This is a genomic window from Thauera sp. DNT-1 (assembly GCF_055393985.1).
Genome location: NZ_AP043752.1, coordinates 1,712,058 through 1,732,194, shown reverse-complemented (window position 1 = coordinate 1,732,194; position 20,137 = coordinate 1,712,058). Strand labels below are relative to the sequence as shown.

General features: G+C 68.8%; 16 protein-coding genes. 13 read left to right on the top strand and 3 right to left on the bottom strand.

Annotated elements, in window-relative coordinates; translation table 11 throughout:
• Positions 1–20 precede the first annotated feature (20 nt).
• The 13 genes from ACZ5PP_RS07975 to ACZ5PP_RS07915 all read left to right on the top strand — a co-directional run bounded on the left by ACZ5PP_RS07975 (position 21) and on the right by ACZ5PP_RS07915 (position 15,136).
• Positions 21–995, top strand: a complete 975-nt coding sequence (locus ACZ5PP_RS07975; RefSeq protein ID WP_245537128.1) for a hypothetical protein — start codon at positions 21–23, stop codon at positions 993–995.
• The gene (locus ACZ5PP_RS07970) at positions 992–2,428 is read left to right on the top strand and encodes an MBOAT family O-acyltransferase (RefSeq protein WP_004299610.1); all 1,437 of its coding nucleotides are present in this window, start codon (positions 992–994) and stop codon (positions 2,426–2,428) included. Before ACZ5PP_RS07975 ends, ACZ5PP_RS07970 begins: the two co-directional genes overlap by 4 nt.
• A gap of 141 nt (positions 2,429–2,569) precedes the next feature.
• On the top strand, positions 2,570–3,808 hold the full coding sequence (locus ACZ5PP_RS07965) for a hypothetical protein (protein WP_464826942.1): 1,239 nt from the start codon (positions 2,570–2,572) through the stop codon (positions 3,806–3,808).
• 34 nt (positions 3,809–3,842) lie between these two features.
• Positions 3,843–4,988, top strand: coding sequence for a glycosyltransferase family 4 protein (locus tag ACZ5PP_RS07960; protein ID WP_004299606.1), 1,146 nt, complete (start codon positions 3,843–3,845; stop codon positions 4,986–4,988).
• A 3-nt stretch (positions 4,989–4,991) separates the two neighbouring features.
• On the top strand, positions 4,992–6,548 hold the full coding sequence (locus tag ACZ5PP_RS07955) for an MBOAT family O-acyltransferase (protein ID WP_043743775.1): 1,557 nt from the start codon (positions 4,992–4,994) through the stop codon (positions 6,546–6,548).
• Complete coding sequence (locus tag ACZ5PP_RS07950) at positions 6,548–7,645, top strand: alginate O-acetyltransferase AlgX-related protein (RefSeq protein WP_464826941.1); 1,098 nt, start codon at positions 6,548–6,550, stop codon at positions 7,643–7,645. The genes ACZ5PP_RS07955 and ACZ5PP_RS07950 overlap by 1 nt, the downstream gene beginning before the upstream one ends.
• 9 nt (positions 7,646–7,654) lie before the next feature.
• Positions 7,655–8,476 (top strand): tetratricopeptide repeat protein, encoded by an 822-nt coding sequence (locus tag ACZ5PP_RS07945; protein WP_231570688.1) that lies wholly within the window; start codon positions 7,655–7,657, stop codon positions 8,474–8,476.
• Positions 8,477–8,495: 19 nt separating this feature from the next.
• Complete coding sequence (locus tag ACZ5PP_RS07940; protein WP_004299598.1) at positions 8,496–9,458, top strand: glycosyltransferase family 2 protein; 963 nt, start codon at positions 8,496–8,498, stop codon at positions 9,456–9,458.
• A complete protein-coding gene (locus tag ACZ5PP_RS07935; protein WP_004299596.1) occupies positions 9,442–10,245 on the top strand; it encodes a GNAT family N-acetyltransferase in 804 nt (267 codons plus the stop codon). Before ACZ5PP_RS07940 ends, ACZ5PP_RS07935 begins: the two co-directional genes overlap by 17 nt.
• Positions 10,242–10,664: a GtrA family protein gene (locus tag ACZ5PP_RS07930; RefSeq protein WP_004299595.1), complete on the top strand. Its 423-nt coding sequence runs from the start codon at positions 10,242–10,244 to the stop codon at positions 10,662–10,664. The genes ACZ5PP_RS07935 and ACZ5PP_RS07930 overlap by 4 nt, the downstream gene beginning before the upstream one ends.
• Positions 10,661–11,785 (top strand): dTDP-4-amino-4,6-dideoxygalactose transaminase, encoded by a 1,125-nt coding sequence (gene rffA, locus ACZ5PP_RS07925; RefSeq protein ID WP_004299592.1) that lies wholly within the window; start codon positions 10,661–10,663, stop codon positions 11,783–11,785. The genes ACZ5PP_RS07930 and rffA overlap by 4 nt, the downstream gene beginning before the upstream one ends.
• A 31-nt stretch (positions 11,786–11,816) precedes the next feature.
• Positions 11,817–13,523: a hypothetical protein gene (locus ACZ5PP_RS07920; protein ID WP_245537127.1), complete on the top strand. Its 1,707-nt coding sequence runs from the start codon at positions 11,817–11,819 to the stop codon at positions 13,521–13,523.
• Positions 13,520–15,136: an ArnT family glycosyltransferase gene (locus ACZ5PP_RS07915; protein ID WP_004299587.1), complete on the top strand. Its 1,617-nt coding sequence runs from the start codon at positions 13,520–13,522 to the stop codon at positions 15,134–15,136. Before ACZ5PP_RS07920 ends, ACZ5PP_RS07915 begins: the two co-directional genes overlap by 4 nt.
• Here the strand turns inward: ACZ5PP_RS07915 and ACZ5PP_RS07910 are convergent.
• Genes ACZ5PP_RS07910 through ACZ5PP_RS07900 form a run of 3 tightly spaced genes read right to left on the bottom strand, consistent with a single transcriptional unit; the run spans position 15,089 to position 20,131 of the window.
• Positions 15,089–18,286, bottom strand: coding sequence for a sulfatase-like hydrolase/transferase (locus ACZ5PP_RS07910; RefSeq protein WP_043743761.1), 3,198 nt, complete (start codon positions 18,284–18,286; stop codon positions 15,089–15,091). The two genes, ACZ5PP_RS07915 and ACZ5PP_RS07910, sit on opposite strands and share 48 nt — an antisense overlap.
• Positions 18,283–19,185: a glycosyltransferase family 2 protein gene (locus tag ACZ5PP_RS07905; RefSeq protein WP_012585878.1), complete on the bottom strand. Its 903-nt coding sequence runs from the start codon at positions 19,183–19,185 to the stop codon at positions 18,283–18,285. The genes ACZ5PP_RS07910 and ACZ5PP_RS07905 overlap by 4 nt, the downstream gene beginning before the upstream one ends.
• Positions 19,169–20,131 carry a sulfotransferase family protein gene (locus ACZ5PP_RS07900; RefSeq protein WP_004299582.1) on the bottom strand — a complete coding sequence of 321 codons (963 nt, stop codon included), beginning with the start codon at positions 20,129–20,131 and terminating at the stop codon, positions 19,169–19,171. Before ACZ5PP_RS07900 ends, ACZ5PP_RS07905 begins: the two co-directional genes overlap by 17 nt.
• Between the last annotated feature and the right edge of the window lie 6 nt (positions 20,132–20,137).

Sequence of the window (20,137 nt, the reverse complement as noted above, 5' to 3'; positions counted from 1 at the left end):
TCGGCCTACCAGGGCTCGGGATGGTCATCGCCGTGGTCATGCTCGTTGGTGTCGAAGCGCTGTTGCACTCCGACTCTTTCATGTATCGCCTACGCGCGGTGTTCGCGGTCGGTCGGGCGTTCGAGAAGGTGCTGCACGTCGAGCGCGACACTCCGCGGTGGCTCGTCCTCGGCAACAGCCGGGTCGATAACGGCATCGATCCTCGCACCTTGGCACGCGCAATGCCGACAGGGCCGAGCGTCTTCAATCTGGGCCTGCCCGGAGCCGGCGCTACGACCCTGCTCGGCATCGCTCGGCGTCTCGATGAAGGAGGCCTGCTTGGGCCAGAACGCATCGGCAACGTCCTGATCGGGCTGGACGAGTCCTTGTTGCAGGGAGGCGATGCGCTCGGCTACGAGGTCTTCTTCGTCGCGCCCGTACTGCGGGATGACGGCTTGCACGCCTTCCTGCGCACCCGCATCAGGCTGTGGGGCTACGCCGACAACCTCAAGCAGTTGCGCGAACCGGCCAGGTTCCTGCAGTTTCTCCAGTCGCTTCAGGTCGAGATCGAACCAGCCGGAGGCGGTGCTGCGGAGCGCCAAGGTTATCGGCCCGGTTTCGGTGGGCAGCAGGACGCCGGACAGGTGGCGCGTCAGGAGGCCGGCTCCACCGCTCCGCCGAGCGCCGCGGAGGTGGCGAATCTGTTCAGGCTGGTTGACCTGCTGCGGACAAGAGGCGTTGAAGTTGCGGTGATTTTTCCCCCACTGTCGAACCGGAACGTGCTCTATCTCGAGCTCGAGCACCCCGCAGCCGGACCCTACCTGAGCGTGCGCCGGGCGCTCGAGCAACGGGGGGTTCCCTTGTTCGCTCTCGATCGGGGGCACCGCATGGCGCCTGGCGAGTTCGTCAACGCCGGCCATCTGAACGATCGTGGCGCACAGCGGTTCAGCGCCGAGCTAGGTGCCGCTCTCGCGGGGTCGTCGACCAGCGAAATCCAGCGAGTACCCATACAATGATCTTCAGCAGCGCCAGCTTCATCGTCTTCTTCATCGCTGTCCTGGCCGTGTATGCAGGTGCGCGCACGCATGGCCAGCGGGCGGGCGTGCTGCTAGCGGCAAGCATCCTTTTCTATGCCAGTTGGAAACCGGTATACCTCCTGCTGATCGGTTTTTCGATCACAGCGAACTGGTACGCCTATCGGGGCATGCTCGCAACCCGTTCGCGCGCGTTGATGATCGTGGTCATCGCGGCGAATCTGGGGGTCCTGGCCGCGTTCAAGTATCTTGGACTGCTGATCGAGTCTGCGCTGTGGGTGGCGAGCGCAGTGGGCGGGGAGGTCGCGGTCGCCCGCCCGGGCTGGATTGACTGGGCACTGCCCTTGGGCATCAGCTTTTACACCTTCCAGATGCTCAGCGCGATGATCGACGTGTATCGCGGCTCATGCACCAAGGAGATCGGTTATCGCGACTGGTTCCTTTACGTGACCTTCTTTCCGCAACTGATCGCCGGACCGATCCTCCATGTCCACGAGCTTGTCGACCAGCTTCAGACGCTCAAGCCGATCGCGTGGGAGAACCTGCGCATCGGAGCGTTTATCTTCGTCGGCGGCCTGATCAAGAAGGCCTTGTTCGCCGACAACCTCGCGCCGGTGGTCGACGATCTCTATGCCCACCCCGAGCGCCTCGATCTCATGCGTGCCTGGCTGGCGACCGTAGCTTTCGGCATGGAGATCTACCTCGACTTCTCCGGCTACAGTGAAATGGCGCTGGGGCTTGCACGCATGTTCGGCGTGGTCATGCCGCTAAACTTTCAGTTTCCCTACATCAGCCGCAACCCGTCCGAGTTTTGGCGTCGGTGGCATATCACGCTCTCGCGCTGGCTGCGGGACTATCTCTATGTGTCATTGGGGGGCAATCGGGAAGGTCGCTTCAACACCTACCGCAACTTGATGCTGACGATGTTGCTTGGCGGCTTGTGGCACGGTGCGAACTGGACCTTCGTGTTCTGGGGTTTCCTGCACGGAGCCTTGCTGGTTCTCCATCGTCTGCTGAATGGCGCACTGCGACTGCTGGACGTGCGCCAGGGCTGCCGGATCGATCGTGTGATCTCCTTGCTCGGCTGGCCGACGATGTTTATCGCGGTGCATTTCACCTGGGTGTTCTTCCGCGCGTCCGGCTTCGACCAAGCTTGGCAGATTTGTGCGGCGATGCTCGGGATGGCGCAGCCGGCCGTGCTCGCACCGTTGCGGATGTACGAAGTCGCCGGGGTATTGCTCACGGTGGGGCTCGTGCTGGTCGAGCCGCGTATCGTTGACGTGTTCCGACGCGCCGGCGTCGTCTGGTGGTGGCGTGTGCCCTTCCCGATAAGGGGCACGGCCTACGCGGTATTCGTGCTGATGCTGGTGATGTTTGGTGGTCCGACGCAGAAGTTCATCTACTTCGATTTCTAGCGGATTAAAGGTGCTCCGCGGGCCTGCAGATCATTCGGGCGTGCGGGGGGACGCACTGGCTGCTCGCCACCGTACACGTGGTTATGCTGGGGTAGGGGCTGACCGTCGTGATTGAAGCGCTTCTTAGGAGTCGTTGAGTCAATGTCGTTCGTGTTGGCCCTTTTCGTGTCGTGGTGGATCGGCGCCACCGTGTCGGTGGTCGTTGTGCACCGTGCCGCTCTGCGAGCCCTGTGGAACGAACCCGTGCTCGCACAGCCCGTGCTGATCGTCGAGAGCGACGACTGGGGCCCCGGGCCGGTGGCAGACGCCGACGCGCTTGCAGGGCTCGCTTCCCGGCTCGCCGCGGTGCGCGACCAGCGCGGGAGGCCGGCGGTGATGACCCTCGGTGTCGTGTGCAGCCTGCCGGACGGGGCCGCCATGCTGGCCGACGGCCTTGCGCGCTACCGCCGCAGGGCGCTCGATGCGCCCGAGTTCGCGCCGATGGTCGAGGCGATGCGTGCCGGCTGCGGCGCGGGGGTCTTCGCCCTCCAGCGACACGGCATGGAACATTTCTGGCCCGATGCGCTGCTTGCGCGAGCCCGCGTCGATGCCTCGCTGCGCGACTGGCTGGCCGATCCGCAGGCGCGCAGCGAAGGGCTGCCGTCGCATTTGCAGAGCCGCTGGATCGACGCCTCGGTGCTGCCCAGCCGGCCCCTGGATCCCGCGGCGGTGCAATGTGCCGTCGATGAGGAGGCGCGGCTGCTCGAGCGCCTGTTCGGTGCGGCGCCGGTGGTGGCGGTGCCGAACACCTTCGTCTGGGACGACGCGGTCGAGCGTGCGTGGGCGGGGAGCAGCGTGCGCTGCATCGTCACCCCGGGGCGTCGCATCGAGGGGCGTGACGGCCAGGGGGCACTGATGCCGCCGACGCGCGTCATCCGCAATGGAGAGCGCACCGCCGACGGACTGATGCAGTTGGTGCGCGACGACTATTTCGAACCGATCCGCGGCCATCGGGCGGAACAGGTCTGGCGGGCCGTGGCGGCGAAGCGGCGCCTCGGCCGCCCGGTCCTGCTCGAGACCCATCGCGAGAGCTTCGTGGGCGCCGCAGCGGTCGCGCGCGCGGCGAACGACGAGCTGGAGCGGGCCTTGCGCGGGGTGCTCGAACGCCATCCGGACGTGCGCTTCCTGTCCACCGCCGAGCTCGCCGACGAACTGGCCGCTGCGGCCACGGGGCTCGTCACCCGTTCCTTGCCGCACAGGGTGGCCGTCTTCTTGGCCCGGGTCGAGCACGAGCCCGCGCTGCGGCGCTTCCTGAAATACAGCGGCCTGCGGTTCGCGCTCGCGCCGGTCTTCCTGATGGCGGGCGTGATGCATGGCCGCTGCGCCGCGCGGGCACGGTGATACGATCTGGCGCGCTTCGATCCCGAGATCTCCCATGCGGAACCGCTACCTGGTCCTCACCGAGCTTTTCCTGCCCACCAAGGGTGGCACCGCCGTCTGGTTCGACGAGGTCTATCGCCGACTCGGCGGGAAGGAGATCCACATCCTGACGGCGCAGGTTCCGGGCGCAGCCGAGTACGACCGCGATCACCCCAACAGCGTGCACCGCCTGAACCTGCAGCGCGTCGGCTGGCTGCGGCCGGAGTCGCTCGGCATGTACCTCAGATTCCTCGTCTGCGCGCTGCGGCTCGCGCTCACGCGGCGATTCGATGCGATCCACGCCGGGCGTGCCCTGCCCGAGGGGCTGGTGGCTTGGCTCGTCGCCCGCCTGACCTTGCGCCCGGTCGTGATCTACGCCCATGGCGAAGAGCTCACCGGCTGGGGCCGCGGCAACAAGTACAAGGCGATGTGCTTCGCCTTGCGCCACGCGGACCGGGTCATCGCCAACAGCGATTTCACCCGCGACACCCTGATCGGGATGGGGGTCCGGCCCGAGCGCATCGTGCTCATCCATCCGGGTGTCGACAACGAGCGCTTCCGCCCCGGGCTGCCCGCGGGCGACCTGCGCGCGCGCCTCGGGCTGGGCGATTCGGCACGGCTGATCCTGTCCGTCGGACGCTTGAGCCGGCGCAAGGGTTTCGACACCCTGATCCGCAGCCTGCCGGCGCTGCGCGCGCGCGGCGTCGACGTGCATCTGGCGATCGTCGGCATCGGCGAGGACGCCGACTACCTCGACGGCGTGGCGCGGGAGGCGGGGGTCGCGGAGCGGGTGCATCGGCTCGGCCACGTGCCGATGGAGGACCTTCCGCGCTGGTACAACGCCTGCGATGTGTTCGTGCTGGCCAATCGCGAGATCGGCGGCGACACTGAAGGCTTCGGCATGGTGTTCCTCGAGGCGGCGGCCTGCGGCAAGGCGGCGATCGCCGGACGTGCCGGCGGCACCGGCTCGGCGGTGCTCGACGGCGTGACCGGCCTGCGCGTCGACGCGAGCACGGGGGCCGAACTGGTGGACGCCCTCGCGCGCCTGCTGGACGACCCCCCGCTGCTCGAGTCGATGGGACAGGCGGGGCTCGCGCGCGTGCGCCAGTCGCTGAGCTGGCAGGCGGTGGCCGAGCGCACCCGCAACTGCCTGCGCGCCTGAGCGATGCTGTTCAATTCGCCGCAGTTCATCTACCTGTACCTGCCGATCGTGCTGGTCGGCTTCTTCTGGCTCGCCGCCACGAGCCAGCGCCTCGCCGCGGCATGGCTGGCGGCGGCGTCGTGCTTCTTCTACGCCTGGTGGAACCCCATCTACCTCGGCCTGCTCGGCGCGTCGATCGTCTTCAACTACGGCATGGGCGTCCGCCTGGCGCGCGAGTCCGCACGTCCGGCCGGCCAGCGTCGGCGTGCGCTCCTCGTCTTCGCGGTGGGCGCCAACCTGCTCCTGCTCGGCTACTTCAAGTACTTCAACTTCTTCGCCGAAAGCGCCCGCGTCGTCTTCGACGGGCACTGGCATTTCGACGCCATCGTGCTGCCGCTGGGGATCTCCTTCTTCACCTTCACCCAGATCGCCTTCCTGGTCGATGCCTGGCGAGGCGAGGCGAGGGAGTTCAACTTCGTCCACTACACCTTGTTCGTGACCTACTTCCCCCACCTGATCGCCGGGCCGGTGCTGCATCACCGCGAGATGATGCCGCAGTTCGCGCACGCATCCACCTACCGGCTCGACTGGGAGAACATCGCGGTCGGGCTGGCGATCTTCGGGCTCGGCATCTTCAAGAAGGTGGTCCTCGCCGACGGCATCGCGCCGCATGCCAACGCCGTGTTCCAGGCCGCCGAGGCCGGGCAGGCGCTCAGCCTGCTCGACGCCTGGGGCGGCGCGCTGGCCTACACCTTCCAGCTCTACTTCGATTTCTCCGGCTATTCCGACATGGCGATCGGCCTGTCCCGCATGTTCGGCGTCAAGCTGCCGCTCAATTTCGATTCGCCCTACAAGGCGGGCAGCATCTCCGAGTTCTGGCGGCGCTGGCATATGACCTTGTCCCGTTTCCTGCGCGACTACCTGTACATCGCGCTGGGCGGCAACCGCAAGGGGCCGTTGCGGCGCCACGCCAACCTGTTCGTAACGATGGTGCTGGGCGGGCTCTGGCACGGCGCGGGCTGGACCTTCGTGGTCTGGGGGGCGCTGCACGGGTTCTACCTGATGGTGAATCATGCCTGGCGCTGGCTGGTGGGCCGCCTCGGCCTGCGCGGCGGCCGGGCGTGGCGGGTGCTCGGCTGGGCGCTCACCTTCGTGGCGGTGGTCGTCGCGTGGGCGTTCTTCCGCGCGAACTCCTTCGATGCCGCGCTCGCCATGCTCGGCGCGATGACAGGCGCGAATGGCGTGGCCGTGCCGCCCGACTGGCTCAACGCGCTGCACTGGCGGCTGAACCGCCTCGCCGGCGAGATGGGGGTGGGCGCGGGACTGCTGGCCGGGCAGTTCGCCGATGCCTGGGTCTGGCGGGACCTCGCCATCCTGGCGGCGATCGCCTTCTTCGCCCCCAACACGCAGCAGATCATGTCCCGCTACCGGCCCGCGCTCGATTTCCGCGGCGGAGTCGATGAAGCGGGGCTGCTGCGTTTCCGCATCGGCACCCCCTGGCTGGTCGCGACCGTGCTGCTGCTCGCCACGGCGCTGACGCGGGGCGATGCGATTTCCGAGTTCCTGTACTTCCAGTTCTGATGCAGCCGCGCGCCTTTTCCCTCTTCGTCGTCGGACTCACCCTGGTCCTGGTCGCGGCCGCGTGGATGCTGGCGTGGTGGTTGCAGCCGGTCTATGGCGACCTGACCCGCCTCGGCGGGTACGCCGAGCGCACGCATGGCTGGAACGAGCCGGTGCTCGAATTCGATCCGCTTCCGACCTCGTTCGGCGAATGGACGCGGCCGGTGGACATCCTGGTGGTCGGCGATTCGTTCGCGAACCTGCGACCGGCCCAGCAATGGCAGAACCACCTTGCCGCAATGACCGGCTGGAGCGTGCATACGCTCGACGTCCATCGCGTAGACGTGGACGCCTTGCGCGCGTCGCCCCTGTTCGTGGAACATCCGCCGAAGGTGGTGATCTGGAACGTGGTCGAGCGCGGCCTGGCTGCGGATCACGCGAAGGTGGAGGGGCTGTGTCCGAGCTCGCGCCCCGCGCCGCCGCTCGCGCTGCCGCCGCCGATGGCGGTCGTGGCGCATGCCCGCGCGGTGCCGCGGCCGCATGCGCTGGCGGAGGCCAACCCCGGGTTCGCGCGCAGCTGGCTCTACCGCGGTGCCATGCGTGGTCTCTTCGGTGTGCAGGCCGGCAACACGGTGGAGGTCGAACTCGTGCGTGCAGACCTCTTCTCGTCGCGCGCATCCGCCCGCCTGCTGGTGTACGGCGACGATTTCAACAAGGCCGCCTGGAGTGCGGAACACCTGCGCCGGATCCGCTGCGCCCTCGCAGACCTGGCGACGCGCTTCCAGGCCGACGGACGGACGGTGTTCATGACCGCGCTGGCGCCGGACAAGTCGAGCGCGTATCGTCCCTGGGCGCGCGATCCCGCCCGACTGCCAGCCGAGCGGCTGGGCGAGCTCTTCGACGGACTCGATGTGCCCGACGCCCGGCTCGACCTCGCCATTCGCGACGCCGTGGAGCGCGGTGTTATCGACGTCTATATGCCGGACGATACGCACTGGAGCGGAGCAGGGCATGCGCTTGCGGCGCAGGTGATATTCGAGCGCCTGTCGCGCTTGCGTGCGCAGGCGGATGTCGCCAGGGGCGGTGCGCGGGCGCAAGGACCCGAAGCGCCGAAATGACAGGAGACGATGATGGTTAAAGTGCTGCGAGCAGCCGTGTTGCTTGCCGGGTCGATCGCGATGACGGGCGCGAGCGCCGGAACGGAGGCTGACTACCAGGCGCTGCGCGCCTGGTGCGTGCAGCGCCTGCAGAACCAGAACAATGCCGCCTGGCAGGCGGCCAACAATCCGCAGAAATACTTCCACTTCCATCACTTCTGCTTCGGGATGCAGTGGGAGAACAAGGTGGTCGGCTCCGCCTCGCAGAAGGAGCGCGAGCGCTACGTCGGTTCGATCGTCAACGAGACCAGCTACATCATCAGCCATGCGGCACGGTCGCACTTCCTCATGCCGGAGGTCTATTTCCTGCGCGGCTGGGCCCAGTACTACGGCAAGCAGCACATCGAGGCGGAGTCCGCCCTGCTCAATGCCCTGCAACTGGACCCCCGCCATGCACGGGCGGCCGCGCAGCTGGCCACCCTGTACCGGGCGACCGATCGGCGCGCCAAGGCGGCCGAGGTCGTGCGCACGGCCCTGAAGCTTTCGCCGAACGACTTTCGGCTGCGCAAGATGGGCGAGGAGTTCGGCGTCGAGCTGCCGCCGCTGGTGCGCCCGCCTGCACCGAAGCCGGCAGCGCCCGACGAGCCGTCGCAGGCGGAGCCTGCAGACGCCGCTCCGGCCACCTCCGAGGCGACAGTGACGCAGGAGGCGGCGACCGCGGCGCGTTCGGCGGCGCAGGTCGACCAGGATGCCGGCACCGCCGAGGGCGCTTCCCAAGGCTGCCGGTTCTGTCCGCCGGCCGAGATCCAGAAGCGCTGGCGCGAGTCGTTCGGCGAGCCGCAGAAACCCTGACCGCCCCCTGAAGACGACCATGTCCATCGATATTTCCGCCATCGTTCCGGTCTATCGCTCGCAGGCCATGCTGCCCGAACTGCATCGACGGCTCGTCGGCGCGCTCGAGCAGATCGGCCGGCCGTTCGAGATCATCCTCGTGGAAGACTGCGGCGGCGACGACTCCTGGAGCGTCATCGAGCAGCTGGCTGCGGCCGATCCCCGCGTGCTCGGCCTGCGCCTGGCGCGCAACTACGGCCAGCACAACGCCCTGCTGTGCGGCATTCGGGCCGCGCGCGGCGAGCTCGTCGTGACGCTGGACGACGACCTGCAGAATCCGCCGGAAGAGATCCATCGCCTGCTGGCCAGACTGGATGAAGGCTACGACGTCGTCTATGGTTCGCCACAGGCCGAGACGCACGGCTTCCTGCGCGACCAGGCCTCGAGGATCACCAAGCTCGCGCTGCAGGGGGCGATGGGCGTGGAGTCGGCGAGCAAGGTGAGCGCGTTCCGCGTCTTCCGCGCCCGCCTGCGCGAGGCCTTCTCGGCCTACCGCAGCCCGTCGGTCAATATCGACGTGCTGCTCACCTGGGGCACGACGCGTTTCGGCTCCGTTCTCGTTCGCCAGGACGAGCGTGCCGTCGGCGATTCCGGCTACACCCTGCGCAAGCTCATCAATCATGCGATCAACATGATGACCGGCTTCTCGGTGCTGCCGCTGCAGGTCGCCAGCGTGCTCGGGCTGGCTTTCGGGTCGATGGGCTTCCTGGTGCTCCTGTACGTGCTCCTGCGCTATCTCGTCGACGGAAGCGCGGTGCCCGGATTCCCCTTCCTGGCCTCGATCATCGCGATCTTCTCGGGCGTCCAGCTGTTCGCGCTGGGGATCTTCGGGGAGTACCTGGCGAGGATGCATTTCCGCTCGATGGAGCGTCCGCCCTATGCGCTGCGATCCTCCACCGCTGCGCAGTGCGACACGGAGACTGTCCATGACCAGTGCTGCTGAAGCCGCCCCCTCCCACCCCCTGCACGGCCGCATCGACATGGCTGAGCTCCGCCTCGAATGGGCGGAGGCCCCCTGGGACACGGCGGTATTCGGCCATCCGGTGGTGCAGGTGTCGCGCATCGAAGCCCGCACGGGCGCCAGCGCGGCGGATCTGGCGCCCTTCGTCGCCGCATGCGAGGTCGGGGGCGTGGGGCTGGCGAGCTGCCGGCTCCCCCATGATCGGCTGCGCGAATCGATGCTGCTCGAGGAGGTCGGCTTTCGTTTCATCGAGATGGTCTTCCAGCCCGAGTTCGGCGACCTGCAGTCGGCCGGGCCGCGCGATGCACAGGGACTGGTGGTCGAACGAGCGCGACCTGAAGATCTGGAGGAAATCGTCGAGGTGGCGGGAGGCGCCTTCCGGAACGAACGTTTCCACGTCGACCCGCGGCTGCCATCGCGGCTTGGCGACCTGCGCTACCAGAACTGGGTGCGCAGCAGCCTCGAGCATCCCTCGCAACGCCTCCATGCCGTGCGCGAAGGGGCCGAACTGGTCGCCTTCTTCGTCACCGAGCAGCTTGCCGACGGCACCTGCTACTGGCATCTCAACGCGGTCGTGCCGCAGCGGCAGGGCAGGGGCTACGGCTTGCGCGCCTGGCGCGCGATGATGAACCAGGCGCGCCTCGAAGGGGCGACCCGGGTGCGTACCAGCATCGTGGCGCGCAACCATCGGGTGCTCAACCTCTATGCGCGTCTCGGCTTCAGCTTCCCGGCGCCCTCGATGACTTTCCACAGGGTTCGGCTTGCATGAGCGCGCAAGCCACCCTGGGCCAGTTCGTCCGCTACGCGACGGTGGGGCTGGCATCGAACGTGGTGCTCTACCTGGCTTATCTCGCGCTGACGGCGACAGGCGTCGGGGCCAAGCTCGCCATGAGCGTGCTCTATCTGCTCGGGGTGGTGCAGACCTTCGTCTTCAACAAGCGCTGGTCCTTCCGACACGGCGGGATGCACGGGCCGGCGTTCGTGCGCTACTGTCTCTCCTACGCAGCGGGTTACCTGCTCAACCTGGTCGCGCTGATGGTGCTGGTCGACCGCATGGGCCATCCCCATCAGCTCGTCCAGGGCGTGTCGATCGTCGTGCTCGCGATCCTGCTGTTTCTTCTGCAGAAGTTTTGGGTCTTCCGTCCGAATTCCGTTCCTCACTCGCACTCGACCGGGCCGCAGCCATGAACATCCCCTTCAACAAGCCCCACATGACGGGCAAGGAACTCTGGTACATCGCCCAGGCCCACGCCAACGGCCACCTTGCGGGCGACGGGAACTTCACCCGCCAGTGCTCGCGCTGGCTCGAGGCGCGTACCGGTGCCTCCAAGGCCTTGCTGACCCATTCGTGCACCGCCGCGCTCGAGATGGCGGCGATCCTCGCCGACCTGGAGCCGGGCGACGAGGTCATCATGCCGGCCTACACCTTCGTGTCCACCGCGAATGCCTTCGTGTTGCGGGGCGCGGTGCCGGTGTTCGTCGACGTCCGCCCGGACACGCTCAACATCGACGAGCGTCTGATCGAGGCGGCGATCACCGCGCGCACGCGCGCGATCGTGCCGGTGCACTACGCGGGCGTCGCTTGCGAGATGGACACGATCATGGACATCGCCCGCCGCCACGACCTGCTCGTCGTCGAGGATGCCGCGCAGGCGGTGATGGCGAGCTACAAGGGCCGGCCGCTCGGCGCGATCGGGCACATGGGGGCGCTCTCCTTCCACGAGACCAAGAACATCATCTCGGGCGAGGGTGGCGCCCTGCTGGTCAATGCTCCGGGGCGCGCCGAGCGCGCGGAGATCATCCGCGAGAAGGGCACGAACCGCTCCCAGTTCTTCCGTGGCCAGGTGGACAAATACACCTGGGTGGACATCGGCTCGTCCTACCTGCCCGGAGAACTCATCGCCGCCTTCCTGTGGGCGCAGATGGAGGAGGCCGACAGCATCACCCGTCGCCGCCTGGGCATCTGGAACACCTACCACCAGTGGTTTGCCGAGGCCGAGCGCCAGGGCAGGCTGCGGCGCCCGGTGATCCCCGCACATTGCGGGCACAACGCCCACATGTACTACCTGCTGCTGCCGGGGCTGGAGCAACGCACGGCCTTCATCGAGCGCCTGCGCGGCCTCGGGATCCACTGCGTGTTCCACTACATCCCGCTGCACGATGCGCCGGCGGGCCGCCGCTTCGGTCGTGCCCACGGCGAACTGAGCGTCACCGAGAACATCGCCGACCGTCTGGTGCGGCTGCCCCTGTGGCTGGGCATGGAGGACGCGCAGGCCGAGATCATCCAGCAAGTGCTCGCCGCGCTCTGAGCGCCGCCTGCCACCCGCACGACGCATCCGCATGAGTCACCATCGAGCTTGCCTGCCGGGCGCGGGCGGGGGCTGCGCGTCGGGTGGGGGGCGCGGCCGGGTGGCGGGCAGGACCCGCGTACTCTGGCTAGCGGTCGGGCTCGCGATGCTGCTCGTCGCGCTGTCGCGCGCACCGCTCGCGGACGTGCACTGGGACGCGCCGATCTACCTCTATCAGGCCAAGCGCTTCGCCGAGACCGCCTACCTCGTCGATGTCGCACGCAATGCGCAGGAGATCGTCGCCCAGCTCGCCGGTGCCTGGCCCGAGGACGAGAGCTACTCGGAGGCTTTCTGGCGATCGAGCCGTCTCGGCCACATCGCGCTGCTCGGCGCGCCGGTCGCCGCGTTCGGAAGCACGGATGCGGCGATCACGGCCGCCCACTGGATGTTCGTCCTCGCCATGCCGCTCGGCCTGCTGGCCTGGTGCCGGGTGAGCCATCTCGCCGGACGAGCACTCGAGCCGGGTGCGGTCGGGGCCGGTGGGCTGGCGTCGAGTGCCCTTCTGTTCGTGCTGTCCGATGTCCATGGTTACCTGAGCGGCAACCTGGTGAGCGAGGTGCTCAGCTTCGGGCTCGGCGCTGCGGCGGTGTGGGCCTTGCTGGCGTCGACCGCCACGGCCGCGGGCTGGCTGGCGGCGGTCTCCGGAGGGTTGGCCTTCCTCGGCTACACCGTGCGGGTGGAGAGCGTGTGGATCTGGCTGGCGTTCATGCTCGCCTATCTGCCTTTTGCCGGCGCCGCGGAGGCACGCGCACGGACGCTGCGCCGCTTCGTCCTCGCAGGGGGGACGGCCCTGCTCGGCTACGCCACCTATGCGTTCGTCTTCCACCCGCTGGCGGACCCGCGCAGCTATCTGGCCTTCGCCGCAAGCCTTGCACAGCGCGCGCGCGAGGGGGTGCATGCGGGAAACCTGGTGTTCGTCGCCGGCGGCATGCTCTGGCTCGGGGCCGTGTTCGCGCTGCCGCGGTTCCGCGGCTCGCGGGTGGTGCGTTTCGGCGTCCTGTGGCTGCTGCTCGCGGGCCTGCCCTCATGGGCGCTGATCGCCTCCGACTCCGCCGTCCAGACCCGCATGCTGATCGGCCTCGTCCCTCCCCTGATCCTGCTGTCGGCGGCGGGCTGGACCTTTGTGCTGGGGGCGCGGCAGAGGTGCGCGGCCCTCGGCCTGGCGGTGGTTTTCGTCCTGATGTCGAGACCCCCGATCTATGGCTGGTTCGTCGAGCAACCGGGTCTCTGGCGGATCCAGCGCCTCGGTGCGGCGATGTTCGTGCCGCGCTACGAGCGCGTCGATTACGTCCCCCGGGAGATGGCGGCGATCAGCGCGCAGGTGTTCGGCGGAGAGGGGCGGCCGGGAATCCTGATCGCAGCCCCGTCCGTCAAACAGGAATACCTCAACCTGGTGCGCTTCTACGGGCCGGCCTATCCGGCCGATGCGCACATGGCACTGGCGGGCGACCCCACCAACCCCGGGCGCTGCGAGCTTCGCCGCGACCGCGCCCACGAGCCGGTACGCTTCTGCACCGGCTTCGGAGATGCCGCGGCCTTGCGCACCAGCCTGGTCGGGCATCGCGTGCTCCATCTGCGGCGGGTCGGCGATCCGCCCCTGGCCGGTGCCGCGCCGCTGCTGCAGACCACCGGCTTCGTGCTCGAGCAACTCGGGCCGCTGCCCGTTCCCGATCCATCTCCCGAGGGCTCCCCGCCATGAGATCCTGGCTTCCCTGTGCGCTCCTCTTCGCCCTCTCCGCGCTCTTTCTCGCGCCCGCGCTGGGTGGGAGCGGATTCTGGTGGACCGACGAGACGCGGCATGCGATGGGCGGGGTGTTCATCCTCGACCTGCTGCGCGACCTGCCGCTCGACGACCCGATGGGCTACGCCCTGCGCTATTTCGCGCAGTATCCTGCGCTCGCGCTCAACTGGTACCTGCCCGGCTTCTATTTCGTCGAGGCCGGTTTCTTCGCGCTCTTCGGGGTCAGCGAGACGGTTGCGCACTGGACCGTGTTCGCCTTCGTCCTGCTCGCCGCCGGGCTGTGGTTCGACTGGGTGCGCACGGGCTGGAACCCCCTGATGGCCTTCATGGCGACGGCACTGTTCATCGCGGTCCCGGAGTGGAACCATTGGGCGCGCAGCGTCATGCTCGAGGCGCCGGCGATCGCCTTGCTCGTCCTCGTGGTGTGGACCTTCGAGCGCTATCTCGACCGCCCGGCATGGTCGCGGGCCATCGCGGCCGGGTTGGCGATCGCCGCCGCACTGGCGGTCAAGCAGACCGTCGCGCTCCTGCTGCCGGCGCTGCTGGCGTACGGCCTGATCTCGTCGCGGCGTGCCGCCCTGTGGCGCGTGCAGGCCGTGCCCGCCTATCTGATCGCGGCGCTGGCGATCGCCCTGGTCGCGCTGCATGCGCTCAAGTTCGGCAATCTCGGCCTCGCGGCCACCGTCGGGGACAGCCGGGTCGAAGTCGGACAAAGTGCGGCCCGCCTCTCGCTCGAACGCTGGCTGACCTATCCGCGGGCCCTGATCGAGGTCTGGGGCTGGCCGCTGGCGCTGCTGTCGCTCGCGGGGGCGCTGCTTCCGGCCCGCCAGGGCGAGGGCCGGCTGGCCCTGATCCACGCCTGGCTGCTGTGCTGGTACGTGGTGATGACGCTGGTGCTCGGCGGTGCGGGCAATGCGCCGCGCTACACGCTATATGCCCTGCCTGCGCTCGCCGTGCTGGCCGCCCGTCCGCTGTTCCTGCTGCGGGGGCGGCGATCGCACGACGGCTTCCTCGTCCTGCTCGTGGTCATGCTCGCTTTCCAGGGCTGGCGAACGCTGACGCAGCCGGTCCCGCGGATCGACGGCTATCGCGAGGTGGCGCAGGCGGTCCACGAGCGGCGGACAGGCGCTCCCGTGCTGTTTGCCGGCAAGCATGACGGCAGCTTCATCTTCCATCTGCGGCAGCTCGACCATGCGCGCGAGGCCGTGGTGTTGCGCGCGGACAAGGTCCTGGTCTCGCTCGCGGTACACAAGTACTTCGGCATGAGCTCGCACGTCTCCGGCATGGACGACATCCGCGCCTTGATTCGACGCTACGGAATCGAATACGTGGTGATCGAGCGCCCGGACATCGTCGGCGTTCCCGAGTTCGAGATGCTTGCCGAGCTGCTCGCGCAAGCCGATTTCGAACGCGTCGCCGAGTTTCCCGTGCATGCCGCCGGCGGGGCCGAGGCGCCGGAGCGGATCGTCCTCCATCGCTACCGCGATCATGTTCCCGCAGCCGATGCGGAGATCGTGATCCCGCTACCGCATCTCGGGCGCGAGATCCGCTTCCGGCGTGCTGGCGGCTGAGGTCGCCGCGGGCGTCGGCGGCAGATCCAGGCGGGGATCCCCGCGCAGCGCCGGGTCGTTCGCCATCCAGGCGCGCAGCTGCGCCCACAGGCGCTCGACCTCTGCGGGATGCCGGGACGCGACGTCCGCGGTGCACCCGGGGTCGCTCTCGACGTCGTACAGGCTGAGAAGCCTGCCGTGCTCGAGCGGCTGGTAGACGAGCTTCCAGCGCCCGTCCCGCACCATGCGGTCCTTGGCGACCAGTACCGTCTGGCGGTAGCGCTCGCGCAGCGACAGGCTGCCCGCCGCGATGTCCGGAACGTCGAGCAGTTCCAGCAGGTTGGGATAGCTCAGGTGTCCTTCGGGCAGACCGGGGACCGGTGCGATCCAGATCCCGGTCTCGTTGAACGCGCGCAGGTGCAGGTCCGTCGTCGGATCGGCGATCGCCGGGCGCAGCGACACCCCGTCGCAGCCGACCGAGGGCGCACCGAGCAGATCGAGCAGGGTCGGCATGATGTCCACGCTGCGCACCACCTGGTCGACGCGCTGGCCGCCCGGTCGGGCCGGGTCGACGACGATCAGCGGCACGCGCGCGCTGAAGTCGCCCAGGGCGGAGTTGCCCTGGCCCCAGGTGCCGTGCTCGAAGAACTCCATGCCGTGGTCGCTGTAGAGCACCACGATGGTGTCCTCCGCGAGGCCGCTGTCGTCGAGCTGGCGCAGCAGGCGCCCGACCTCGTCGTCGAACTGGGCCACGCAGCCATCGTAGAGATCGAGGATCTGGTCGAGGTCGAATTCCTCGCGCGGCTCGCCCTGGCGGCGGATGATCTCGAACGGCTCGGTCAGCCGGGCCATGGCGAACTTGGACGCGCCGGAATAGGCAGGATCGGAGAACCGGGTGTAGTAGGGGTGCTCCGATGCGAAAGGCGGATGCGTGGTCGAATAGAAGAGGTTGAGCAGGAAGGGTTCGTCGCCCGCAGCCAAACGCGACAGCGTGCGTCGCGCGCGGCGTCCGAGCATGCCGGTCTGGGGCACGCCGCCGAGGTAGTGAATCTCGGGAAGAAGGTGACGGCCGAGACGATTGTGCAGGAACAGCGACAGGAACAGGCGGATGTCCTTCGGGCCCTGGCGGATGAGGTACTTCAGGTTCCACTGATCCTCGGGCAGATCGGTGATGTCGAAGCCGAAATCGAACTTGCCCAGATCGGCGCCGCACCAGTCGGAAACCGCCGCGGTGCGATAGCCCAGTGCGCGCAGGATGTTCGGCAGGGTCTTGTCTTCGAGCCGCGTCTCGGCGCCGGCCACGTAGTTGTCGCGCACCCCGTGGTGGTGCGGCCAGGTCGCGGTGAACAGCGAGATCAGGCTCGGCGCGGTGCGCGCGCAGGGGACGTAGCAGGCGCCGAAGCGGGTGCCTCGTGCGGCCAGCGCGTCGATGTTCGGGGTGATCGACGCGCCTTCGCGTTGCGCGCCGATGCGGTCGGCCCGGAGCGTATCGCTGCCGATCATCAACACGTTGCGCCGCGCGCGCCGTCGCGGGGTGGGGGCGTGTGTGCCGTCGGGCTCCCAGATCGCCCAGGCGAGCAGCGCGATGTAGCCGCAGGTGACGAGCAGCATGGCCCCCGCGTCCGCGCTGCCGCCCTGGTGGTAGCGCAGCAACGCGATCGCCCCGACCAGGCCGATTCCGGTCGCCAGCACGATGCGCGCGATGAGGTCGAGACCGCGCTGCGACAGCGCGCGCCACAGGCGATGGATGCGGACGGTGCGATATTGCCAGGACGCGATCACCAGGCCCGGGTTTTGCGAAAGTGCTCGGCAGCCGGCATACACCGTCGCGAGCGCGAGGGTGAGGGCGCCGCCCGCGGCAGTCGTCCACAGCGGCGGTTCCCGACCGAGCGCTTCCGCCGCAGTGATCCACAGCGCGGTGCCCGGGAAGGCCCAGAACGCGGCGAGGCCGAGGGCCGCGAGCCCCAGGCGGGCGATGGCGAAGACGACGTAGCCGCGATAGCGCGCGAGGATCTCTTCGCGCAGGCCCGGTCCGGTGCGCGAGAAATCCCGCACCGACTTGGCTACCAGCACCGCGCTCGTCAGCGCGCCCACCACGCCGGCGCCGAGCAGGGCTTCGCCCAGCCAGTGGCGCGCGAGCACCGCCGCCAGCGCGAGCGTGAGCGCGGCGGCCACCAGCAAGGCCGCCGATCCCGCTTCCGCCCCGAGCATCGGCAGTGCCGCACGCCTGCGCTTGCGCCGGTGGCGGTCGCGGATGCCGGAGATCTCGCCCATCGAGGAAGCCAGGCGGACCAGATAGAAGCGCCGTGCCTGCAGCCGCCACGAGAACGCCAGCCCGAGGGCGTAGCCCGCGGCCTTGCGCCACATGTAGCGCGGCACCCGGTCGAACTCCGCGCGCACCCGCGTGACCGATTGCGAGCGCTGGTACCCCTTGCGTGCGACGTAGGACAAGGTCAGGCGTTCGCTATCGACATAGTGGTACTGGAGGATCTGCGGTGCGTAATGCAGGCGGGCCCCCTTGCGCAAGGCGCGCAGGATCCAGTCGGCGTCCTCCGATCCGCCGAGATCGTGTCCGGTCGGCCCGAGTTCGATCGCGAACGGTCCCGTCGCACCGATCACCGGCAGGCGGGCGACGAGATTGCCGCCTCCCGGGATCGGCCCCTCGAGGTCGATCGGGAAGTCCTCCATGCCCTGGTCGTAGCGCGGGACCGGCAGCGGGTAGATGCGATAGGGGCCTTCGTCGTGCACCCAGGCCGGCTCGCTGCCGTCCCAGTCGGGCACGATCCGCCCGCAGAAGAGATCGGCCTCGGGCCAGCGCTCCGCGGCGGCGGTGACCCCGAGCAGGTAGTCGGCGTCCACGCGGTGGTCGTCGTCGACGAAGGCGACCAGCTCGTCCTCCAGCAAGGGCAGGGCGCGGTTGAGCGCATGCGACTTTCCCGGCGTGGGCTCCGCGATCCACGACAGCGCCAGCCGATCCGCGCGGTCGCTGCGCCCGGCCAGGAACTCGTGCGTGCCGTCGGTGCAGGCGTTGGCCACGACGAACAGGCGGACACTCCAGCCGGCAGGCTGGCGGGCGGACTCGAGCGAATCGATGACGCGTGCGAGCAGGTCCGCGCGGTTGTGCGTGCAGATCAGGATGGTGAGGCTGCGGGCGGCGGTGGCGACGTTCATAGCCGTCCTCCGGCGAGCACGGCGAGCGCGATCGAGGCGATCAGTCGTCCCCGCCCGATGGGCGCGCACGCGAAGGCGCGCGCGAGATCGGCGAGCGCAGCGCCGCGATCGCCCTCGCGGCAGGCCCACTTGGCGTAGTCGCACAGCGTGCCCGCGTACAGTGCGCGCCAGTAGGCGCCCTGCTTGTCGGCGGGCAGCAGGTGACGGTTCTTGCGCGTCATCGCCAGCGCGCCGGCGCGCATCCGCGCGCGGTTCCGGCTCACGCTGCCGGGGCGCTTGAGTACCACCACCAGCGCCTCGGGGATGCATGCGAAGCCGCCGCATGCGGCCAGACGGATCCACAGGTCGGTATCTTCCGCGCCGAACAGGGCCTCGTCGAAACCGCCGAGCGCCTGCACCGGCTCGCGTCGCGCGAGCACCGACGAGGCGCCCCCCGCGATCAGCGCATGGGCGGCGAATACCTCGGCCACCGAGGCGGTGCCGTCGCCCTGGCAGGCCCAGATGCCGACTGGCTTGCCGTCCGGGTCCTCGAGGCTCGCCGTCGCGGCGCAGAAGGCCAGCTCCGGGCGCTGATCGAGCAGTGCGACCTGGCGCCCGAGCTTGGCGGGGAGCCAGCGGTCGTCGGCGTCGAGGAAGGCGATGTAGCGCCCGCGTGCGAGGCGGATGCCGGCGTTGCGCGCCCGGCTCATGCCGCCGTTGGGCTGGGAGACGAGGCGCAGCACGTCGCCGTAGCCGCGCAGGACCTCCGCGGTGTCGTCGGTGCTGCCGTCGTCCACGACGATCAGCTCGAAATCGGTGAAGTCCTGCGCCAGCACGCTGTCGACCGCGCGCCGGATGCACCAGGCGGCGTTGAAGGCCGGGATGACGACGCTGACCGTCGGCTCAGTCGTCGAGCGCATAGCCCAGCTCGCGCATCAGCGGAGCGATCGCCGGCAGGATGCGCGCGATCGCCTCGGGGTTGCTCTCCTTCCATTTCTGCTTCTTCGGCGTGCCCTTGACGATGCTGGTCGGGCGCCCCGAGAGTCCTGCGCAGTGGGCCTCCATGCGCGCGTCGAAGGGCAGGCCGAGGCGTTCGAACACGGTGCGGAACATCTCCACCGGGCGCTCGAAGATGTCTTCGTAGCGCACCTGGATCCACTGCGCCGCCGGCACGTCGCGCGCCGCGTCGAGGGCGAGCCGGTTGGCGCTGATCCACTGGAACGCGCATACCTCTTCCAGGCTGGCCCGGTTGTAGTCGCGCCACCCCGGCGGCAGGAAGAAGTGCCATTCGCGGAACTCGCCGCCGTTGATCTCCACCGGCACCGGCGACGGGCCGAAGAATTTCTCCAGGCCGAAGCCGCCATCGGTACGGCCCAGCCGCCAGCCGTCTATCATCGAGCTGATGTTGTCGCGTCCATCGCGGTGGATGAAGACGAACTTCGCGCGCGGGAACAGCTTGTGCAGGTAGGCCACGCGCAGCGTGTTGATGCAGGTCTTGTCGAGCACCGGGCCGGCGCCGAGGCGCGCATAGAAGTAGGCGAGCGCGCGTTCGCGGTGCGCGTGGTCGGCATGTTCCGGGCCTGCGGCTTCCGATGCCCAGCCGTTGTTCAGCGGCCCGTACAGCCCGTCCCAGAGCTGCGGCAGCTCGTAGTCGAAATGCAGGTACTGCCCGGACGCGGCGAGCGTCTCGAAGGTGACGGTGGTGCCCGAGCGCGAGCAGCCGATCACGAAGACCGGGTCGGGCATGGCCGGATGGGCGGCCGACCAGTAGAGCTCCCGGGCCCGCCAGCGCAGCCACTGGAGGTTCTTGGCGCGGATCTCGGGGTCGAGCAGCTTGTGCAGGTGCGACAGCCGGAACGATGACATCGGGGC

Excerpts from the sequence above, each read along its gene's own strand:
- ACZ5PP_RS07975 (WP_245537128.1), top strand. The coding sequence starts at position 21 with ATGGTCATCGCCGTGGTCATGCTCGTTGGTGTCGAAGCGCTGTTGCAC.
- ACZ5PP_RS07970 (WP_004299610.1), top strand. The coding sequence starts at position 992 with ATGATCTTCAGCAGCGCCAGCTTCATCGTCTTCTTCATCGCTGTCCTG.
- ACZ5PP_RS07965 (WP_464826942.1), top strand. The coding sequence starts at position 2,570 with ATGTCGTTCGTGTTGGCCCTTTTCGTGTCGTGGTGGATCGGCGCCACC.
- ACZ5PP_RS07960 (WP_004299606.1), top strand. The coding sequence starts at position 3,843 with ATGCGGAACCGCTACCTGGTCCTCACCGAGCTTTTCCTGCCCACCAAG.
- ACZ5PP_RS07955 (WP_043743775.1), top strand. The coding sequence starts at position 4,992 with ATGCTGTTCAATTCGCCGCAGTTCATCTACCTGTACCTGCCGATCGTG.
- ACZ5PP_RS07950 (WP_464826941.1), top strand. The coding sequence starts at position 6,548 with ATGCAGCCGCGCGCCTTTTCCCTCTTCGTCGTCGGACTCACCCTGGTC.
- ACZ5PP_RS07945 (WP_231570688.1), top strand. The coding sequence starts at position 7,655 with ATGATGGTTAAAGTGCTGCGAGCAGCCGTGTTGCTTGCCGGGTCGATC.
- ACZ5PP_RS07940 (WP_004299598.1), top strand. The coding sequence starts at position 8,496 with ATGTCCATCGATATTTCCGCCATCGTTCCGGTCTATCGCTCGCAGGCC.
- ACZ5PP_RS07935 (WP_004299596.1), top strand. The coding sequence starts at position 9,442 with ATGACCAGTGCTGCTGAAGCCGCCCCCTCCCACCCCCTGCACGGCCGC.
- ACZ5PP_RS07930 (WP_004299595.1), top strand. The coding sequence starts at position 10,242 with ATGAGCGCGCAAGCCACCCTGGGCCAGTTCGTCCGCTACGCGACGGTG.
- rffA (WP_004299592.1), top strand. The coding sequence starts at position 10,661 with ATGAACATCCCCTTCAACAAGCCCCACATGACGGGCAAGGAACTCTGG.
- ACZ5PP_RS07920 (WP_245537127.1), top strand. The coding sequence starts at position 11,817 with ATGAGTCACCATCGAGCTTGCCTGCCGGGCGCGGGCGGGGGCTGCGCG.
- ACZ5PP_RS07915 (WP_004299587.1), top strand. The coding sequence starts at position 13,520 with ATGAGATCCTGGCTTCCCTGTGCGCTCCTCTTCGCCCTCTCCGCGCTC.
- ACZ5PP_RS07910 (WP_043743761.1), bottom strand. The coding sequence starts at position 18,286 with ATGAACGTCGCCACCGCCGCCCGCAGCCTCACCATCCTGATCTGCACG.
- ACZ5PP_RS07905 (WP_012585878.1), bottom strand. The coding sequence starts at position 19,185 with ATGCGCTCGACGACTGAGCCGACGGTCAGCGTCGTCATCCCGGCCTTC.
- ACZ5PP_RS07900 (WP_004299582.1), bottom strand. The coding sequence starts at position 20,131 with ATGTCATCGTTCCGGCTGTCGCACCTGCACAAGCTGCTCGACCCCGAG.